Origin of the sequence: Nonlabens sp. (genome assembly GCF_051251825.1) — a bacterium.
Taxonomy (GTDB): Bacteria; Bacteroidota; Bacteroidia; order Flavobacteriales; family Flavobacteriaceae; genus Nonlabens.
Genome location: NZ_JBPOGG010000008.1, coordinates 1 through 20,390, shown reverse-complemented (window position 1 = coordinate 20,390; position 20,390 = coordinate 1). Strand labels below are relative to the sequence as shown.

Below are 20,390 nucleotides of genomic sequence, written 5' to 3'. Positions count from 1 at the left end.
GTTATCTATTCTTAATAAAGAGGTCATGATTTACGTGGCCTCTTTTTTTTATACGCTTTCGCGAAAGCTACCCTAAAAAAAGTATTCTTACTGATAGAAATCTAATAAGCACCTAACTGAGGTTTCCAAGGTATTGCAGAAGGAAATGGACTTAGCATATTTGAAGTCTTAAATGAGTGCTTTACATTGAAATCATGGATATTCCAGTCTTCATCTACCTCAACAATGAATGGTCCGTAAGCTAAACCTAAATTATAAATAAACTTTCTAGATTGTTTGCTTGTAGTACGTAAATGAGAACCTGCAATCTGAGAGGTTAAGAAAAAATCTTTAAAGACTGATATACTTTGATCAATGTCTAGACCTATCGTAATGAATCGAGAGCCATTACCTTTGTTATTTACATAAAACTGATTCCACTTTAAGAAATTCTCATCCAGATTTTTGTCTTTTGCGGTATAAATAAACAAATACGCACCTCTACCTATTGCCTTTTCTAAGTCAATTTCTTTTTCAAAAAAATCGGTAACCTTAGGAATAGGAAATTCATCTCCTACAGATAATCTTTTTCTCTTATTAAATACATTTTTTGCTTCTTGATAATGATGAGGAGAATAAGAAAATCGCTCAACAAGTTTCATGTAAACTTCACTGCGCTCATCTCTTTTAAGCACAAGATCTTGAAAGACATCTCGTAAACACCATCGCATAGATTTAGAGTCTATTTTCTTGAATGCATCTCTCATTTCTTCATAGGTATTCAGCTGTGAAATTTTATTGAAATAATAAGCAACACCTAAATCTAAATATCTTTTATAATTAAAATGATCTTCTTCTATATCATAATCTAACTCTGGAAAATCACTTAAACTCACGGTGCTATAATCTAAGTCAGCGGATCGTAGTTGCTTGTGAAACACCTGATGATAAGCGGTATAGTAGTCCCAAAACTTATTTTCATCCTCTAAAAAACGTTCTGATAAAGAAAGTGCTTTAACTACATTCAATAAACTGTCTTTCTTTTGAAGAATAAGCACCTGAGCTTTTTCTTGACTTGCTTGAATAAAAGTGGAGTCAGCTTCTAAGGAATTTAATTCTCTATGACGGCTTAGTAAATAATTATTTTTAATGGCGCCTTTTTCACCGGTATAATAATATTCATATTCGTTAAAGTTCTTTCCTAGAACGGTAATAAAAGAATCTCCTTCTTCTAGGTGAATAGGAGCTTTATAATCATACCACTGTACATATTGAAAACCATTAAAAGGAAGATAACCTTCTTCCAAGGATTCAAGAGTAGTAGGAACTTCTAATCCTAATGGCCCTATACCGATATCTTCATAGTAAGTCAATTCATCATTATACTCAAAGGTTAAATCAACCTCAATCCTATCTTGAGCGTTTAAAATAAATACACTCAATAAAGCACTCCATATAAAATACCTCATTACTTTAAATTCTTTAAGATAAAATCAACTGTTGGGTTTACTTCACTTTCCAACTTTAAAGAATGTGAAGTGTACTTAGAACTAGTAGCTAGACCTTGAGCAAGTAATTCTTGAACTATAGGAGTATATTCTATAGAACATTTACCCATCATAATTGGATCAAACGATGTTCCATTACTATATAAATCATAAACTTTTTTAAGTCCCGATAAATAAAGTGCATCTTTAGTAAAACCACCGCCACGATGCACACGTAAGGTGATGTTAAAGGCTTTTTCTTTATTTAATTTATACTGCCCGTGAATAAGGTCAAAGGTGTCTGCAAATGAATAGCCTTTATTTAACGAGTCTACTGCTATGACGCGATAAGCAAGCTCTCTTAAACGGGTAATGGTTAAATTCCCACTTAAATATTCTGACATTACGGCTAGTCCTTCTTGAGTTTCTACGTTGTTAGGAAATCCATTGCTAAAAACTTTAAGTGGTTGTTCTATAGCATTAAAAGTAGTGACCAGATGTACTCCTACCTCATGGTGCGCTAGGAGTTCTAGTTCATGTTGAGAAAACTTGTGATTCTTTTTTAAATACAGCGTTTGCTCATTATTTGAAACCATAGCCGCTGCACTCATGGCTGTACTTAACTTTATGGAGAAATCAAATCCGTATTGAGATTTAAAGTTTGTAAAGTAGTCTATCGCATCTTGTGTAGTGAGTGACTTTTTAAAAAGCTCTTTCTCACTATCAGGAACTTGATGATGTAAAATGAACTTAGCATTTTCCACCATTTTTTCTGTAGGTGTCCCAAAAAACCTTAAACTATTGAAATAAAACTTATTGCTAGGTTCTTTTATGGTTTCTATGCACTGTACTAAACCGCTATAGGTATAAATCACATCTTTGTAAAGACTTTGAATAGACTCATCCTCAATACGTTCTAATCGTTGAGAAAAGAATAAACGATGCAGTTTATAAGGCTTAAATTTTACTTTACGATAGTTAAATACTGGTTCATAATTGAACTTTTCCTTAAAGAATAATTTGCGTTCTTGAGCAATATTAAGAGGATTGATATAAGCCAGCAACTCAATATTGCGCACCAGTCTATGTACGTTTGCATCGATATCATGTATCGCAGCATGACTGGGATTTAAACTGTTATGCAATACGTTGATGTCTTTCATAAAATCTATGTGCGTGAGCTTGGATATAATATTTGAATTGGTCTTTTACTGCATGCACTACTTCGGGATAAACCACGCCTGTATATTCATCACAGTAAATTTTTGAGATCTCAGTTGCTAGGACTAGTGTGTTTAGCGAGTTTGCCGTGACATATTTTAAAAAATAACCATTTCCTTGAAACACATCGTTTACTCCACAAGTTACTTTTTGTTCTATAGGCAATTCTATTTTATCTAGAATTTCTTGCCATTGATTGATATCGTGTATGTACTTTTCCTGATTCACATTCTTAGTGCCTATGTTAAAGACTGGTACTTCTCTTTCCCATCGCTTCCAGTTGTAAGAATGCATGTCATAAAATACCGTGGTACCAAACATTTCTTCAAGCTTAACCATCAATGAGAGTACAACTCTATAAAAATTATGATGTTTCTCTAGAGCTTGTTCTTTATGCTTTCGCGAAAGCGGTTCCTTCCACAACTTCTTGCCCCATGCCGTTTCATAAATAGCATCCTTAGGATCGCGGTTCAAGTCGTATTCAAATCGAGAATCGTGTGCTATTAAAGTTATAGGCAATCCAGAAATCATGTCGCCCGTGCATGGATCTTCTTCATACCAACGGTCATGCTCGGTATGCCAACAGTTTTCCCAAAGCTCCTTATTAAAATGGTGTCCATCATGCACCGCGGCGCATACATAAGGCACGTAAGTATCTATTTTAATAGAAAATGAGTAATCGCTAGATACCGCATGAAATCGCTCTTCACGCTCGATTTTATCCAGCATTTGTTGAATACTTAGTTTAAGCATTTCTAATAGAAGTTTTTAATTTATCACGTCGCTCTACAGCATGGATTTTTTCTACCACAATTTCTTCAAAAAAGTCCACCACTTTTATCTGCAACTTTACTTTTGATACTTTATTAATGTAAGTGATGCCGCCTGGAGACATCACGTTTACTTCAACCAGCATTCCGTTTATAACATCTATCCCTACAAAGTAAAGTCCATCTTTTACGAGCTTGGGACCTATTTTTTTACAAAGATTTTTTTCGGCCTTAGTGAGTTGGTGTCTTTGAAAAGATCCACCAGCACTTATGTTAGAGCGATGATCTTCAGTTCCTGGCACTCGTTTTACAGCACCTATAGGTTCTCCATTTAATAATAAAATACGAGTATCTCCTTGGTCTGCTCCTTCTATATAATCCTGAAGAATGACATAATTAGTCGTTCCATCTTTGTTATCGATATAAAAATCGAGTAACGAGTTCACGTTATGCATGGCATTTTTTTCAATCATAATCACTCCACTACCACCGAAACCATTCAGTGGTTTCATTATCATGCGATCTTTAGGATTATCTCTTATGACACTCTTGAGATACTTTTTATTCTTAGATACGTGTGTAGCTGGTATGATCTCATTATTAGGATCTTCAAAACAAGCTGTGTAGAGCTTATTATTTGCCTCACGTAGTCCTTCAATATCGTTTACTATAAAAACATCATCTTTAACAGAGTCGAGAAAATTCAACGCAATAGGATCCAGTGGCGGATTTGCCCTCATCATGATCACGTCAAAACCTGCGAGAGGCAACATTTTCTCAGTAAGCTCGGCTTGTTTATAAAACGATTTGAACATAGCAGGCACTTTATCCATTTTCTTAATCACGCTAGAAAAAGCATAAGCAATACTGTCTCTTATGGTAAGGTTAGCTGGAGTTGCAACAGCGACTTTATGTCCACGTTTTACACATTCATGAATGATGGCTAGTGTAGAATCGTGTTCTGGTTGTATCTCTTCCCAAGGATACATGATAAAACAAATGTTCATGTTTTAGTTTTTAGTTGGTAAAGTTTAAAACTAAGAAGAAAAAGTGAGAAAGGAATTGATGAATAAAGATTTATCTCACTACTCATGAGAGTATTTATTGAAATGATAAATCTTAGGCGCTATATACCAGTAACTATAATATTATCAATATAAAGGAACTCATCACTTGCCCAGTTCTGTAAAGTAATCCTAATTGATAAGGAACTACCGTTTAATCCTGACTGCGTCACCGTTTCATTTGGAAAAAAAGGTGCCGTTCCAGAACCTGCAGCAGCATAATGAGCTACAAGTGTATGATGAATGGTTCCATTGCCGTTAAAATCAGCTATAATAGTGAATGGTGCTCCATCTATAGAATATTCTACGTTAATATAATCGTTAAGTACATTTGTGGCGTCTGTAGAATGGAGACTAGTGTCATATTCTAGTGGTCCAGCACCGCTTAAATCAACACTAAAAGATATGGCTGTATAACCAGAAATATTGATGAGTTGTGTTTCAAGTTGAATAGGACCGTTAGTATCATTTGCCTCTAACAATCCAGATTGAGTGTAAGCATGGTCACCACTTGAAATTGTATTATTTAAGTCGGTAAGTGTCCATTTAGATACGCCAGCAGGATAATCTCCAGAATTACCAGAACCATCGATTCCAGTGCCGCTAGAATAGCTATTAAAATCTTCAGAGTATAAAGTTGTAGGACCTACAGTAGAACATCTAATTTGTTGCCAATCCATGTTTAAGGCATCATATATTTCTAAACAACTGCTCGTGCCATAGTTCACATAGATCATAATTCCATCACTAGTAGAGCTAACAGGAATTTGAGCTTTTTGTGCAGCGTTAACCACAGGCAATTTTAGTCCTCCATAATTCATAGTCATTTGTGAATTGATATCTAATGCAGCTGCGGCATCAGGTAAACTTTCATTCACACCAACTTGGGCATTAACCAACAGTGATAAAAACAATAATAACAATGAAAAGGATTTATTCATAATTACGGATTACCATATATTTCCACATTATCTATCACCCATAACTCATCTGCCGAATTATTTTCAATTAAAAAGCCTACCACCAAATTATTACTATTTGGTATACCTGTAATTTCAATATCAGAATATCCAGCTCCCAAAGTTGGTGTTGTTACAGAAACTCCTACATTATCTCCATCATATACAAGAGAATATCCAGTGGTCACACCTAAATCATATCTAGCATTGCTATTTCCTGATATATCTAACTCATAGGAGAAAGTTGCTCCACCATCTGTACTTATATAAATAGCTATGTAATCCGCAGCATCGGCACCATTACCTGTAGTATAAGAATATGATCCTAATTGAAATTGTAACGTTGCTGTTGTGTAAGCTGAGGCATCTACTGGACCTAAATCTAAATCTACTAAATCATTATTACAACCATAACTTCTTGCTCCTATAAACGTATCTTGATTTGCCGCAGTTCCTCTAGCAGTTCCTGTTTGATAGGCACCTGCATTATTAATAGTCAAAGGTAGTGTAGGTGATGCTGGAGTTACCTCAAAGTCTTGTATAGCTAATAATACTGGTACACCATCATCATCATTAATCTGTAAGGTGTCTGTATTAGTTACTCCTATTGTTGTTGTTCCCGTCCCGCCAGAAATTGCTGTGATCGTAAAAGTAATGTTTGCAGTTCCGTCAATCGCTGCATTGTCATTTACATTAAAAGGCGCAACAGTTGTTGTGTAAGGAGATGTTGCATTTGCAGGAATAATGACCGTTGCCGATGTTGTCTCATCTAATCGTGAATAATCATTTGCTGTAATGGTGAGTGTAATAGAACTATAACTTGTATTACTCAAAGAAAACGAAAGTTGAACATCATCATTTGCCGCATTTTCAGTAATGACTTGACTCTGTTGATTAAAATTAACTTCAACGTCTTTATAGCTCACTAAATTGAATGTACTTAAAACTGGTAATCCATTAATTGAACCTGTAGCGGCGATAGGTGTTACTTCATAAGCGATATAAAAACCAGCATCGGCAGGTAATAAGGTATAAGTATTACTGGTTTCACCAGCTATAGGAGTTAGATTAGTTCCAGCGGCATCATCGGCGCGATACCATTGAAAAGTTGATGTAGCTTCTAGATCATTTTCAACATCTGAATAAGTGTAGGTACCAGTTAGGTTCTCCTCAACTTCAAAAGCACCAGTTATAGCCACTGATGATGCTTCGGGTACATTATTCATACAATAAAAATTCATCCACGAACTACTATTGCCATCATAAATCTGTACGCAACGTGTAGATCCATCTACAACATAAAGCATGAGACCATCAGGAATAGGTGTTGCAATTGTAGAGCGTTGCGCTAGTGATACCGTAGGCAACTTCAAGCCGCCATAAACACCAGTACTGATTTCAGAATTAACATCAAGAACAGCCGCAGGATCTGGTGTGTCAGTTCCTATTCCTACCTGAGCACTCATAAGACCAGAGAAAAGGAGGAACAGAAAAAAACGTAAAACGCTCATTGATTGAAATTTAAGGGAATCAAAACTATCACATTATTGTGATTAAATTGACGATTACAACCTGAAATTCGACCAACTACCTAACATATTATTAACATAACCTTAAGAAGTTACATCGTCAAGGTTATCATCCCAGTTCTCCACATGAGGTTTACCAAATTTCCCTAAAGATTTAGCTACAATTGACGCTACTGTAGCATCACCAGTTACATTTACCGTAGTACGTAGCATATCAAGCGGTCGATCTACCGCAAATATGAGTGCTAGTGCAACAGGCAACAACTCGCTCGGGAAATCAATAGATTCTAGAACAATCACAAGCATTACCATTCCAGCGCCTGGCACTGCAGCACTACCTATTGAGGCGAGCAAAGCGGTTAAAACTATCGTTAATTGAGCACTTAAATCTAGTGGAATTCCTAATGCTTGACAAACAAACACAGCCGCAACGGCTTGATATAAGCTCGTTCCATCCATATTTATAGTTGCTCCTACTGGCAGTACAAAACTAGAGACCTCTTTCTCTACGCCCATATGTTCTTCAACACGTTCCATAGTTACTGGCAATGTTGCTGCACTTGAACTCGTTGAAAAAGCAAGTAATTGTGCAGGTGCAATTTTTTGTAAAAACCAGAAAGGTGATTTCTTCACATACAGCGCAAAAATCAAACAGTATATCACAATCATAATTAATAATCCAGCGACTACCGTTAGAGCATAATAAAGTAACGCGAGTAAAACCTCAGGATCATCGGCACTCACGACTACGTTTGCTAAAAGTGCAAATACTGCATAAGGTGCAAAAAGCATGATTAAATCTACCATTTTAAGAACTACGTCATTCAAACTATCAAAGAATTTCTTCAACGCTTTAGCCTTCTTCTCTCCTATTAACAACATAGAAATACCTAAGAAAATAGCAAAGAAAATAACCTGTAACATTAAACTATTATTAGCCATAGCTTCTACCGCATTACTAGGCACCATATCTACCAGCGCTTGTAATGGACCTGCGTCTTTGGTTTGTGCTGCGGTGGCAAGTTTTCCAGCTATATTAGAATTGCCTTCATAAGTAGAACTCAATTTTGCAATCGTTTCTTTGGAAATTCCTTCTCCAGGAGCAAATAGATTCACTAATCCTAATCCTACTGTAATTGCTATTACAGTTGTAGCGATATAAATTACAATGGTGCGTATTCCCATATTTCGGAATTTTGCAATGTCCTTTAAATCAGAAATTCCTTTAATTAAAGAAGCAAGTATCAACGGTACCGCAATCAATTTCAATAAGTTGACAAAAATGGTCCCAAAAGGTTCAATCCATCGACTTATAAAATGCTTAGCTCGAGTGATGTAAACTTTCTTTTCTTGAGTTATATCATTAACAGCAACTAACTCTCCATTCACTTCTTTATGAATAACTTGAGAAGTTTCCTTTATCGTTTTAAGTAGAACCTCTTCTTGTCCCCATTCGATTTGAGTCATTAAAACTCCAAAACCGATTCCCAGAACCATTCCAATTAATATTTGCCAGTGTAATGCTAGTTTTTTCATGTAATATTTTAAATATGCTGTAATATAATATTTATAATCTTGTCGTTCTTGCTCTTAAAAAATGATCTGCCATAACGAGTGCCGCCATTGCTTCTACAATAGGCACTGCGCGTGGCACCACACACGGATCATGTCTTCCTTTACCTTGCATAATGACTTTCTCTCCAGCGCTATTAATGGTTTCTTGATCTTGAATTAAGGTCGCCACTGGTTTGAAGGCTACTCTAAAGTAAATATCCATTCCGTTTGAAATTCCACCTTGAATACCACCACTCAAGTTAGTGTGCGTGCTGCCATCTTCATTATATAGATCGTTGTGCTCACTACCTTTCATCTTTGCACCGCAAAAACCACTACCATATTCAAATCCTTTTACAGCGTTAATAGATAGCATCGCTTTAGCAAGATCTGCATGGAGTTTATCAAATACCGGTTCTCCCAGACCGCTTGGAACATTCTGGATCACGCAGGTAATCGTGCCGCCTATGGTATCTCCTGCTTTTCTTACTTGCATTATTTTTTCTTCACACGCTTTCGCGAAAGCGGAATCAGCACATCTTACAGGATTATTTTCAATCTCGTTAAAATCAAGATCCTGGTAGGGTTTATGTAGAAATAAATCACCAACACTACTGGTAAAAGCCGTGATTTTAAAAGAAGACAACAATTGTTTTGCAATGGCTCCAGCCAATACTCTACAAGCGGTTTCTCGAGCACTGCTGCGTCCACCACCGCGGTAATCACGTATGCCGTACTTGTCATCATACACTTTGTCTGCGTGACTAGGTCTATAGGTATCCTTAATGTGTGAATAATCTTTTGATTTCTGATTCTCGTTGATGATTTGAAAACCTATAGGAGTACCAGTAGTTACACCTTCAAAGATTCCAGATAGAAATTGAACCGTATCTGATTCTTTGCGTTGTGTAACTATTTTGCTCTGTCCAGGTTTGCGCCTGTCGAGCTCTTTTTGAATCGCATCCATATCCAGCTGCAATCCTGCTGGACAACCATCTATAACGCCACCTATTGCAATGCCGTGAGATTCACCATAAGTAGTGAGTCTAAATAAAGTCCCAAATGTATTTCCTGCCATATCCACAAATATAGTTAGACATATTCATAACTTTGACTTCAAATTAGAACAATGAAAAAAACGATACTCTTTACATTCTTAGTTTGCCTTTTTATATCCTGTGGCACTCAAAAATCTACGATTTCTAAACGCGCTAAAAAATCAGAACCTACTGAATATGAGCAAAAAGCATCTCTTCTAGAAGATGTACATCAACTCCTAGGGAATAGAAATTACCCAAGTGCACTTCTCAATCTAGATAGAATGATTGCACTTAATGTAAACGACGGCGACTATACTGCTCAACGTTATAGAGGAATGGTTCTTCAAGTCATGGGCGAAAAAGACGAAGCAAATGAGATGTACCAATCCATTATTAATGCAACCAATTCCAGTGCTAAGGAAAAACGTCGCGCTGAGCAATTAATGACCATTAATAATGAAATCAAAAAACCTATCAATAGAGAAACAGAAATAGTAAAAGATTCTGTTGAGTTTAAAGACGCTATTAAAGTCATAGAAAACGTGCCTGTATTTCCTGGATGTGAGTCCATAGCAAAAGAAGCTCAGACTAAATGTATGTCTCAAGGTGTTGCTCGTCATATTATGAGGACCATAGATGTTGAAATTGCCAAAGTCACTAATTACACAGGATTTATAAGATCTTATGTAAACTATAAAATAGATGAAGACGGAAATATCAGCGAGATCAATGCTACTGGTAAAAACAAATTTCTAAATTTAGAAGCACATCGCGTGATGGCACAATTACCTAAGGTTATACCAGGAAGTCAAGATGGAAAAAATGTGAGTGTTCCTTACACTGTTCCTATCAGATTTGCAGTGAATTAAATAAGAGTCAAAATATGCATTTATAAAGCTCATTACATAATTACTATAAAGCTATAAATGATTCCATTTTCATTAATAGATTTGATGGTATGATTTATGCTCCATGTGACTTGAATTTAAAAACTCAATCCACCTGAACATAAACGTTTACCGATTATTTCAAGCTGTTAATCTTAAAAATAATCACAGTATTGTATTTATAAATGAATGCTTTAAAAAAAACTTACCTTTATACTTTAAATAAAACCCATGAAAAATATATTTTTATTAAGTGCTTTATTTGTTGCAACATTTGCAATGGCACAGAACAATCCCGCTATGGTAGATCAAGAAATTGGATTTACTCAAGTTGATAACGCACCTACTTACCCAGGATGTGATAATCATGATAAGGATTGCTTTACTCAAAGTGTTTCTAAAGCTGTTACTGACAATTTAAAAACGAGTAGCCTAGGAAACATAACTACGCGTCAAAAAGTAGTTGTAACTTTCACAATTAGTGCTGACGGTAACATAGAAAATGTAATTGCAAATAGCACAAATAAAATGTTAGAAGCTGAGGCAACTAGATTAATATCTGAATTACCTCAAATGTCTCCTGGAACTCTTAAAGATGGAAAAAAAGTTGCCGTGACTTACACGCTACCTATTGTTTATGCTCCAACTGTTAAGAAAAGTGCAATAGGGATCATTCAACCTTCATCTTCTCAAAATAATTAATATGTTCAAGAAAATATCTCTAGCCTTTATTGCTATAATTGCCTTAACAGCTTGTAGTACTGACACTGATGATGGCGGTAATGGTGGAGGCAACAACTTCAGCTATCTTCCATTAACTACAAATAATTCTTGGGATTATGATGTGGTAACAGGAACAACAGTGACAAACGATAACTTAACGGTAAGTTCTGTATCTGGTTCAAATTATACTCTTACAGCAAATCCTGCAGTGCCTAATGGATTAATGACAGGCGTACTATCTAGTGGTGAATTAACTGCTGCAAACGGTCAACTTATAGGAAATGGTACTTTAGGATTTGATTTTCAAGGTGTAGGTGACTTTTCCATAGATATCGTTGATGGTGTATTATATGATCAAAATGCAAGTAATGGTAGTGAATTATATTCCACATCAGGAACGTTCACAGAAACTATAGACAGCTATGATTTAGATATTAATTATGTAGCAACTACTGTTCAAAAGGCAAACGTTGCGACCATGACTGTTCCTTCTGGCACCTATTCAAATGTGTTGCACTCGCAATTGATAATTAATGTAAGCATAAGCACTGAAATTTCTATAGGTCCTATCACACAAACAATTAATCTTTTACAACCACAGAATCAAGACGTTATCGTAGTAGATAATTACTGGGCACAGGACGTAGGATTGATTAAGTCTGACAATCAATTAGATTATTCACTAGCAGATTTCTCTGCACTAGGTGTTAACTTACCAGTACCGCAAAGCGCAAGTGTTTTAACAACTCAAGAACTAACTGCTTTTACGATTAATTAATCGCAAAGTGTTCTTTATAAAAAAGCCCTTTTCTGTTATAGAAAAGGGCTTTTTTATATGCTTTCGCGAAAGCTGCCTGAATACAAAGGCATTGCTAAAAACATTTTATACAATTCTCACCAGTCCATCTTCATCGATCGACTCCAGAGTGACTTGTTGCAATTCATTCACTAATTCTGGATTCCAGTAGGTTTTTACTTTTACGTAATTCTCAGTAAAGCCATGAATAAAACCTTCTCGGTTTTCTGCTTCCCATAGAACGGTTTTAGTTTTCCCTAATTGGCTTTCATAAAACGCACGTCGTTTTTTAACAGACAGACCGCGTAGCATTTTGGAACGTTTAGCGCGTACTTTTTTGGGTACCACGCCTTCCATAGTTGCTGCCTCAGTATTATCACGTTCTGAATAAGTAAACACGTGCAAATAAGAAATATCAAGACTGCTCAAGAAATTATAAGTGTCTAGAAAATGATCATCAGTCTCTCCTGGAAAACCTACAATCACGTCCACACCTATACAACAGTCGGGCATTACTTCTTTTATTTTAGAAACACGGTCTGAGTACAACTCACGATTATAACGTCGTTTCATTTTACCGAGCAACTCATTATTACCAGCTTGCAACGGAATATGAAAATGAGGCACAAAAGCATTTGCTCCTGAAACAAATTCAATAGTTTCGTTCTTTAATAAGTTAGGCTCAATAGAAGAAATGCGAAGTCGCTCGATTCCTTTAACCGTATCCAGTGCATGAACTAAATCTAAAAAGGTATGCTCGTGACGTTTGTTACCAAATTCGCCCTTACCGTAATCTCCTATATTCACACCAGTAAGCACAATCTCCTTAATTCCTTGCTCTGATATCAATCGAGCATTTTCCATCACATTTTCTAGCGTATCACTACGTGAAATACCTCTTGCTAATGGAATCGTGCAATAGGTACATTTATAATCGCAGCCGTCTTGAACTTTTAGAAAAGCACGAGTACGATCTCCTATGGAATAGGAACCTACATAAAAATCGGCTTCATCGATTTCACAGGAATGAATTTGAGTAGGTGCTTCTTTACTCAGCTGATTGAGATAATCGGTGATTTTAAACTTTTCTGTTGCTCCTAGAACTAGGTCTACTCCATCAACAGCAGCCAGTTCTTCGGGCTTTAATTGTGCATAACAACCTACGGCTATGGTAAACGCATCTTCATTCACTTGTTGCGCTTTCTTAACGATGGATTTAAAACGCTTGTCAGCATTTTCAGTAACACTGCAAGTATTAATCACATAGATGTCTGCACGTTTTTCAAAATCTACACGTTCAAAACCTTCTTGCTCAAAATTACGAGCAATAGTACTGGTTTCACTAAAGTTGAGTTTACAACCTAGTGTATAAAATGCAACCGATTTTGTAGCCGTTTCTGTAGACATTTATCTCTTTAAAAATAGTTTGCAAAGATAATAACTATATGTGAGTCGTTGAGTCTTTGAGCTATGAGTTTGTGAGTCGGTGAGTTTGTGAGCTATGAGTTGGTGAGCGGTGAATTTGTAAGTTGTCAAATAATTTAATGGCTTATGCGGAATTCATTCCGCATAAAGAAACAACGCTACAGGCGACAAACGACATTCCAAGCGGCGGAATTCATTCCGCCAGAAAAGATCGACAAATGGATCTACAGTAAATTAAAACACCGAAACCATTTCCCTAACCCTAAAGGGTAGGTTTCTTCATTAGAATAAAATATATTTTATAATTATTACTTTGGTAAAGGACTAAGAATAAGGATAGGTTTCCACGACTGGCAGATGCTGAAACGTCGTTCAGCATGACAAGTAAAATAATCATACGTTTACATGAATTGAAGATTTCGCTTCAAGTGCCTAATTAAGGATTACTTTATATTTACATCATGATAAAATACGGTTACCTTATTATCTTAATTCTACTCGCATCTAGTTGCCGTAATGATGATTTGGTCATCGACGATAGTACCGTTTTTAGATATAACGAGCATGCAAATATTACCACACTAGATCCTGCATTTGCAAAAGATCAGCGTAATATCTGGGCTTGTAATTTGATTTATAATGGGTTGGTCAAGCTGGATAAAAATCTTGAAGTAGTTCCTGATTTGGCAAGTTCTTGGAACGTTTCTGAAGATGCTCTGATTTATACTTTTAAGCTTAAAGAAGATGTTTATTTTCATGAGAACAACTCTATTGCAAAAGCGAGAAAAGTAACCGCAACAGATTTTAAATATTCCTTAGAACGTTTAAGTGATCCTTCCGTAGCCTCAAATGGCGCTTGGGTCATGACGCATGTGAAAGAAATACAGGCAACAGATGCTGAAACTCTTATCATACATTTAAAACAACCTTTCCCAGCATTTCTTGGATTGCTCACGATGAAATATTGTAGTGTAGTGATGCCTGAAGCTGTGGAACATTTTGGAAATGAATTCCGTTCTAATCCTGTGGGAACTGGTCCTTTTTATCTCAAACGCTGGGAAGAAAATGTAAAAATGGTATTGCGTAGAAATGCTAACTATCACGAAAAAGATGATGCTGGAAACGCCTTACCTTATCTGGAAGCGGTTGCCATTACTTTTAAAAGTGATAAGCAAAGTGAATTCCTAGAATATGCTCAAGGAAATTTAGATTTTATAAATGCCATCGATCCCAGTTATAAAGACGAGTTACTGACTACAACTGGCGAACTCAAGCCTAAATATGAATCCACTACCAACCTCATTAAAGCACCGTTTCTCAATACGGAATACTTAGGATTATACCTCGATAGCAACACACCAGAATTACAAAGTAAATTACTGAGACAAGCTATAAACAAAGGTTTTGACCGAGTAAAAATGATCAAATACCTACGCAACAACATAGGAATCCCTGCCACCAGCGGACTCATTCCGGCAGGATTACCAGCAGGTGGCGTGGTAAAAGGTTATGAATATAACATTAATGAAGCGCAACGATTAGTAAAACAATACATCACAGAAACTGGAGATACCAATCCTGAAATTACGATCACCACAGGTGCCAACTATCTCGATTTGTGTGAATTCATCCAGAAAGAACTTGAGAAAATAGGAATCACCACGAGTGTAGAAGTCATGCCACCTTCTACCCTACGCCAAAACCGTAGTGAAGGAAAACTCGATATCTTCCGCTCCAGCTGGATCGCCGATTATCCCGATGCGGAGAATTATTTATCGCTAGGATATTCTAAGAACTTCTCACCTAACGGTCCTAACTACACACATTTTAAAAACGAAACCTACGACCAGCTTTATGAACAAGCTTTAAGTTTACCCAACGCCGAAGATCGCAAAGCACTCTATATTCAAATGGACTCCATCATCATTAATGAAGCGCCTATCGTACCGCTTTACTATGATGAAAGCGTGCGTTTTATAAGTAAGAAAGTCACCGGACTAGAAACTAATGCAGTGAATATGTTGGATTTGGCTAGAGTTAGGAAGAGTGAGTGATTTCAATCAGCTTTACTTTTACTGCGAATTATATTGCTCAAATTAAAACAATGAATCGATTCCAAGATAAAAATTTTAGACTTAATCATTTTGAAAATGAAATTCTAGTCGAATGCCCTAAATGTCAAAATAGAGCATTTGTTTCTAAAGATATTCATGTGAGTAGTTACTCTCAGAGAACTTTAAAATGCCCAAGTTGTTTTCATTCACAAAAAGGTAGAAAAGAATCTTACGAAGTCCTCATAAATCAAAATTGTCCAAATTGCGCGTTTGAACTGAACGTATTTATACCTAATGTGAATAGGAAAAAGGAATCCATGTCAATTAAATGTACCAATTGTGGTGCAACTGAGAATTATTCACCACGAAATGTAAGTCTTGAATGGATATTTGAAAGCAATGGTAAACCTTCAGATAATTATTTTGGTTTGCCATTATGGCTAGCTGCTAATTTTAAAGGAAATAAGTTTTGGGCATATAATTATGACCATTTAGAATACTTAAAGCAATATATTTCTGCAGATATAAGAGAAAAAAATGGTAGAACAGGATGGACAATGATTGAAAAATTACCACACTGGATGAAATCTGGAAAAAATAGAGTTAAACTTATAAAATTGATTTACGAATTAGAACGTAAATAACTTCCTATTCACCACAACCAATAGGACTTCCATCGGGTAAACTAGGTAAGGTCACTACTTTAAAATCTTTAGGATTCTCAAAATAATTTTCAATTTGAGCACGCAATTCAGCCGCTTGTGGTGTTTTTAATTTCTTAAGCTTTTTATCAATAGTGATAAGTTGTGTTCTTATAATTCCTTTGGCAGCCATATTAGTGCTTGAACTCACATGAGCGTTTATTAATTGCATGACTAATCGTTCTTGTACGCGTTGCTCAATGGCTGTTGCATAACTAGATGTCCCAACAGATTTAAATACTCGATTTGTAACTGAATTCAATACTTCTTCTAAACCTAAATTTTCAGGTTGCAAAGCTTTAATTTGCACTAATCGATTCACACGCTGCGGATGTAATAAGAAACTCAAAGTCATATCGGCACTACTGGCAGCAGCATGTAACGGATCAAAAGCTACTCCTACCTCGCTTTTAAAGCTTTCTCTGCCTCTACCATATCCATAAGCTCTAGGTGGAAATGTTTCTAACAATGATTGAGGTATTGCAAGATGTTGAGCTTCTAGTGTTTTTAAAAGACTTTGTAGTGCACGATTTTGTTCTTGTTTAGATAAATACCTCATCTCAACAGGATCACCTTTTGTGGCATAATTGTATTCCATTCCAGCAATCCACTTTACTGTTGCTTCTACTTGATAGCGATGTCCGTAATAAACCGGTACAAACACATCTTCCAGAACACTTAATGGCTCGTCAGTTTTTATATTATGAATACTAAATTGTTTCATAGCTACTTGACGCATTTCCAGCATGCGATCGAGTTCTACTCCAGGTTCCCTACCATTATCCCATAAATGAGCTTGCGCATGAGCACCACCAGCTGCTCGAGAATCACTATCTGATATGAATCTTAAATTTTGAGAACTTGCTTTATCAATAATACTTTCTAAATATTGGGATTCGGTTTGCGTTGTGGTTGGGTTTCCATAAGAATACTGCACCGTTAAATCATCCCAAGCGCCCATTCCTACAGCATAAGCATTTTCAAAAGAGATATTACCATCTACCATCTCAAACTGTGGATGTGGATAATCCATTACGCTAGCTCTATTTGAAGTACTTGCTGCAAAGTTGTGGGCAAACCCTAGAGTATGACCAACTTCATGTGCACCTAACTGTCTGATGCGTGCGAGCGCCATTTCCATCATTAATTGATGGTTTTGATCGTCATTCTTAAAGGGTTCTTTCATCATGCCTTGAGCAATCATAAAATCCTGACGTATTCTCAAACTTCCTAAACTCACGTGTCCTTTAATAATCTCTCCAGTACGAGGATCTGTAATGCTCGCACCATAACTCCAGCCACGAGTACTGCGGTGTACCCATTGAATCACGTTATATCTCAAATCCATAGGATCTGCTCCATCGGGTAACATTTTTACTTGAAACGCATTTTTATATCCTGCACTTTCAAATGCCGTGTTCCACCAGCTGGCTCCATCGAGTAACGCACTGCGCACTGGCTCTGGCGTTCCAGGATCTAAGTAATAAATAATAGGCTCTACTGGTTCACTTAAGGCAGCGTCAGGATTCTTTTTCTCTAGTCTGTGTCTGGTAATAAATCGTTTTTGTATAGGTTCATAAACTGGTGTGCTGTAATCCATATAACTTACATAAAACGAACCGCTACGAGGATGAAATGGTCTTGGTTCATAACCAGCATCTGGCAACTCTAAAAAACTGTGATGTTGTATAACGGTTATAGAACTGGCGTCTGGTGCGACGCTTCTTAGGTTACGTCCTGTAGGTGTTCCTTTAAAAGTAAGCATGGCTTCAAACTCACTGTTCTTAGGAAAAGATTTTGTGTTTTCCATCCACAAGGCACTGCGAGATTTATCTAGTTTATAAGTACCTTCTTTTTTACGTTTGAGCGTTTGCGCAACGCCATGTGCATCTTCCATTAAAAATGAGGTGATATCTATGATGTAGGCATCATTTTTCTTTTCCTTAATCTCAAAACCATACAACACAGACTTTGCAAATGCCTGATTGATAGAAGCGCGTTCCTTCTCATTATCACTACTTGCTCGGTATTTTAAGTTGGGCTGCAGGAGCAATAATTTATTACCGCTTTTCACCCATTTTACGACAACTCCATCGCCTAATTGTCCACGATCTAATCCTATATCGTTGGATCCCAATCCTGTAGTTAATGAGTGAACGTAGAGGAATTCTTTATCTAACTCTTTAACTTCTAGCAGTATACTGGCTTTATCCTCGCTGTATGTGAAATTATAGTAGCCTTTAAATTCTTGTTGAGATGGTGTGGATTGCGCTTTCGCGAAAGCGGAATGAAACAACACCAATGCACATATATAAATAATTCTTTTCATGATCTTCTATTGAAGCCACAAGTTAAGAAACTGAACGAAGTTTGTTACTAGTTGAAAAGCAACTATTTTTGAAGTCGTGCATCTATTAGAAAAACAGCTATGAAATATTTTATCTTTTTTGTCTTTACGTCGCTATTAATAAGTTGTAACACGAGTGATGATCCTGGGAATATTCTCGATTATGATCTGGAAGGAACCTGGAAACTTACCGAAGTTCTAGCAGATCCTGGTGATGGTAGCGGTACGTTTCAAACAGTAACTAGTAGTAAAACCATTACATTTGACGCTAACGGTGGATTTACTTCAAACGGTACTGTTTGTGATTTATCCATTACATCTACATCCAACACAAGTGGCACCTATAATGCTGTAGACCAAACTATTAATGGTAATTGTGGAACAACTAATTTACCTATAACTTATGATATTATAGGCAGTGCTCTAGAAATAACTTATCCTTGTTTTGAGCCTTGTATGACTCGATATAGAAAAATCAACTAGTCCTTTCTGTAAGCAGCTGTCTTTTCAAAAACCGCATCAAGAATATCGATATCTATTTGTTCCAGAGATAAACCACGTCGTTTCATAACCACATCTGCTACTTCATAAGCCTTATTAGTCTTATAAGTCATGTTTCCTTGTGGTCCGCCCCAATTGAAGGAAGGAAGGAAATTACGAGGATATCCAGCACCATAAATATTTGCACTTACACCTACTACTGTTCCTGTATTGAACATGGTGTTAATTCCACATTTAGAATGATCGCCTAGCATGAGACCGCAAAACTGTAAACCTGTTTTTGCAAATCGGCCAGTTTCATAGTTCCATAGTTTTACCTCAGCATAATTGTTTTTGAGGTTACTGGTATTAGAATCTGCTCCTATGTTGCACCACTCGCCTAGCACGCTGTTTCCTAAGAAACCTTCGTGACCTTTATTTGAATATCCAAAAATCACTGAGTTATTCAACTCACCACCTACTTTAGAATGTGGTCCTACCGTTGTCGGTCCATAAATTTTAGTTCCTAACTTAGTTGCACTGTGTTCTAGCAAAGCAAATCCACCACGGATAATACTGCCTTCCATGACCTCAGCATCTTTACCTATATAGATAGAACCGCTACTCGCGTTAAGAATCGCAAAGTTTAAAACGGCGCCTTCTTCAATAAAAATACGTTCCGGATTTATAGTTTGAACATTATCTGGAATAGGCTGGCTTGTTCTTCCTTTAGTAACAAGTTCAAAATCTGCTTCTAGAGCTTTTCCATTTTTTGAAAATATATCCCAAGTGTTATCAATTCCATCACAATCACCTTCAAAAAGAACTTGTTCTAATTCAATAGTTGGTGTATGAACTGCAGCAGCGCGATAAGCGATGATCTGATCGTTATAAACCAACTTCTGGCCTAGATTTAAAGCGTTAATTGCTTGACAAAGTTCATCTGTAGCAAAAAGATGACCTGCGATAACTACATTATCATCAGTCTCTTGCAAAGGATATTTGGTTTGTAAATAGTCCTCAGTCAAGAAACTCACTTTGGAATCCAGTCGTTGTTCCCATTTCTCTTTTAATGTCAGTATTCCACAGCGTATAAGACTTGTTGGTCTAGTATAAGTAAAAGGTAACAGCGCTTTGTGTTTATTAAAGTCGGCTAGAATGTAGTTCATGGGACGTAATGTTTTGCGGTTGCAAAGGTAGAGATTTTGGATTGTTTAGGTAGTTTAGGTTGTTGGGTTTTTGGGTTGTTAGGTTTTGGGTTGTTGGGTTTTTGGGTTGTTAGGTTTTGGGTTGCTGGGTTGGTGAGTTGGTGAGTTGGTGAGTTGGTGAGTTGGTGAGTTGGTGAGTTGGTGAGTTGGTGAGTTGGTGAGTTGG

The 20,390-nt window shown here is 36.6% G+C and carries 18 protein-coding genes; 6 read left to right on the top strand and 12 right to left on the bottom strand.

The window, feature by feature from the left end; translation table 11 throughout:
* Nucleotides 1-101: 101 nt before the first annotated feature.
* The 8 genes from ACSHWW_RS10550 to aroC all read right to left on the bottom strand — a co-directional run bounded on the left by ACSHWW_RS10550 (nt 102) and on the right by aroC (nt 9,641).
* A complete protein-coding gene (locus ACSHWW_RS10550; RefSeq protein WP_435682420.1) occupies nt 102-1,448 on the bottom strand; it encodes a hypothetical protein in 1,347 nt (448 codons plus the stop codon).
* Nucleotides 1,448-2,629 (bottom strand): flavohemoglobin expression-modulating QEGLA motif protein, encoded by a 1,182-nt coding sequence (locus tag ACSHWW_RS10545; protein WP_435682419.1) that lies wholly within the window; start codon nt 2,627-2,629, stop codon nt 1,448-1,450. Before ACSHWW_RS10545 ends, ACSHWW_RS10550 begins: the two co-directional genes overlap by 1 nt.
* Nucleotides 2,604-3,440, bottom strand: coding sequence for an N-formylglutamate amidohydrolase (locus tag ACSHWW_RS10540; RefSeq protein ID WP_435682418.1), 837 nt, complete (start codon nt 3,438-3,440; stop codon nt 2,604-2,606). Before ACSHWW_RS10540 ends, ACSHWW_RS10545 begins: the two co-directional genes overlap by 26 nt.
* Entirely contained in the window at nt 3,433-4,464 is a 1,032-nt protein-coding gene (gshB, locus tag ACSHWW_RS10535) for a glutathione synthase (RefSeq protein ID WP_435682417.1), read from the bottom strand. Before gshB ends, ACSHWW_RS10540 begins: the two co-directional genes overlap by 8 nt.
* A 119-nt stretch (nt 4,465-4,583) precedes the next feature.
* Nucleotides 4,584-5,462: a hypothetical protein gene (locus ACSHWW_RS10530; RefSeq protein ID WP_435682416.1), complete on the bottom strand. Its 879-nt coding sequence runs from the start codon at nt 5,460-5,462 to the stop codon at nt 4,584-4,586.
* A gap of 2 nt (nt 5,463-5,464) precedes the next feature.
* Nucleotides 5,465-6,991 carry a hypothetical protein gene (locus ACSHWW_RS10525; protein ID WP_435682415.1) on the bottom strand — a complete coding sequence of 509 codons (1,527 nt, stop codon included), beginning with the start codon at nt 6,989-6,991 and terminating at the stop codon, nt 5,465-5,467.
* Nucleotides 6,992-7,093: 102 nt separating this feature from the next.
* A complete protein-coding gene (locus tag ACSHWW_RS10520) occupies nt 7,094-8,545 on the bottom strand; it encodes a dicarboxylate/amino acid:cation symporter (protein WP_435682414.1) in 1,452 nt (483 codons plus the stop codon).
* A 31-nt stretch (nt 8,546-8,576) separates the two neighbouring features.
* Complete coding sequence (aroC, locus tag ACSHWW_RS10515) at nt 8,577-9,641, bottom strand: chorismate synthase (protein ID WP_435682413.1); 1,065 nt, start codon at nt 9,639-9,641, stop codon at nt 8,577-8,579.
* A 51-nt stretch (nt 9,642-9,692) separates the two neighbouring features.
* Between aroC and ACSHWW_RS10510 the strand changes: the two genes are divergently transcribed.
* The 3 genes from ACSHWW_RS10510 to ACSHWW_RS10500 all read left to right on the top strand — a co-directional run bounded on the left by ACSHWW_RS10510 (nt 9,693) and on the right by ACSHWW_RS10500 (nt 11,991).
* Nucleotides 9,693-10,472, top strand: coding sequence for an energy transducer TonB (locus ACSHWW_RS10510; RefSeq protein WP_435682412.1), 780 nt, complete (start codon nt 9,693-9,695; stop codon nt 10,470-10,472).
* Between the two features lie 249 nt (nt 10,473-10,721).
* On the top strand, nt 10,722-11,192 hold the full coding sequence (locus ACSHWW_RS10505; protein ID WP_435682411.1) for an energy transducer TonB: 471 nt from the start codon (nt 10,722-10,724) through the stop codon (nt 11,190-11,192).
* 1 nt (nt 11,193) lies between these two features.
* Nucleotides 11,194-11,991, top strand: coding sequence for a chorismate synthase (locus tag ACSHWW_RS10500; RefSeq protein WP_435682410.1), 798 nt, complete (start codon nt 11,194-11,196; stop codon nt 11,989-11,991).
* Between the two features lie 105 nt (nt 11,992-12,096).
* Here the strand turns inward: ACSHWW_RS10500 and mtaB are convergent, their stop codons facing one another.
* On the bottom strand, nt 12,097-13,416 hold the full coding sequence (mtaB, locus tag ACSHWW_RS10495; protein ID WP_435682409.1) for a tRNA (N(6)-L-threonylcarbamoyladenosine(37)-C(2))-methylthiotransferase MtaB: 1,320 nt from the start codon (nt 13,414-13,416) through the stop codon (nt 12,097-12,099).
* Between the two features lie 479 nt (nt 13,417-13,895).
* Here mtaB and ACSHWW_RS10490 point away from each other — a divergent pair, with 479 nt between their 5' ends.
* Both ACSHWW_RS10490 and ACSHWW_RS10485 read left to right on the top strand, forming a co-directional pair.
* The gene (locus tag ACSHWW_RS10490; protein ID WP_435682408.1) at nt 13,896-15,488 is read left to right on the top strand and encodes an ABC transporter substrate-binding protein; all 1,593 of its coding nucleotides are present in this window, start codon (nt 13,896-13,898) and stop codon (nt 15,486-15,488) included.
* A 50-nt stretch (nt 15,489-15,538) separates the two neighbouring features.
* Nucleotides 15,539-16,132, top strand: a complete 594-nt coding sequence (locus ACSHWW_RS10485) for a hypothetical protein (protein ID WP_435682407.1) — start codon at nt 15,539-15,541, stop codon at nt 16,130-16,132.
* A gap of 4 nt (nt 16,133-16,136) precedes the next feature.
* Here the strand turns inward: ACSHWW_RS10485 and ACSHWW_RS10480 are convergent, their stop codons facing one another.
* Complete coding sequence (locus ACSHWW_RS10480; protein ID WP_435682406.1) at nt 16,137-18,518, bottom strand: zinc-dependent metalloprotease; 2,382 nt, start codon at nt 18,516-18,518, stop codon at nt 16,137-16,139.
* Nucleotides 18,519-18,617: 99 nt separating this feature from the next.
* Between ACSHWW_RS10480 and ACSHWW_RS10475 the strand changes: the two genes are divergently transcribed.
* Nucleotides 18,618-19,019 (top strand): lipocalin family protein, encoded by a 402-nt coding sequence (locus ACSHWW_RS10475; protein ID WP_435682405.1) that lies wholly within the window; start codon nt 18,618-18,620, stop codon nt 19,017-19,019.
* Here ACSHWW_RS10475 and ACSHWW_RS10470 read toward each other — a convergent pair.
* The gene (locus ACSHWW_RS10470; protein ID WP_435682404.1) at nt 19,016-20,185 is read right to left on the bottom strand and encodes a GlmU family protein; all 1,170 of its coding nucleotides are present in this window, start codon (nt 20,183-20,185) and stop codon (nt 19,016-19,018) included. The genes ACSHWW_RS10475 and ACSHWW_RS10470 overlap by 4 nt on opposite strands.
* On the bottom strand, nt 20,182-20,390 hold a 209-nt coding region (locus ACSHWW_RS10465; RefSeq protein ID WP_435682403.1), incomplete at its 5' end, for a hypothetical protein. The genes ACSHWW_RS10465 and ACSHWW_RS10470, both read right to left, overlap by 4 nt.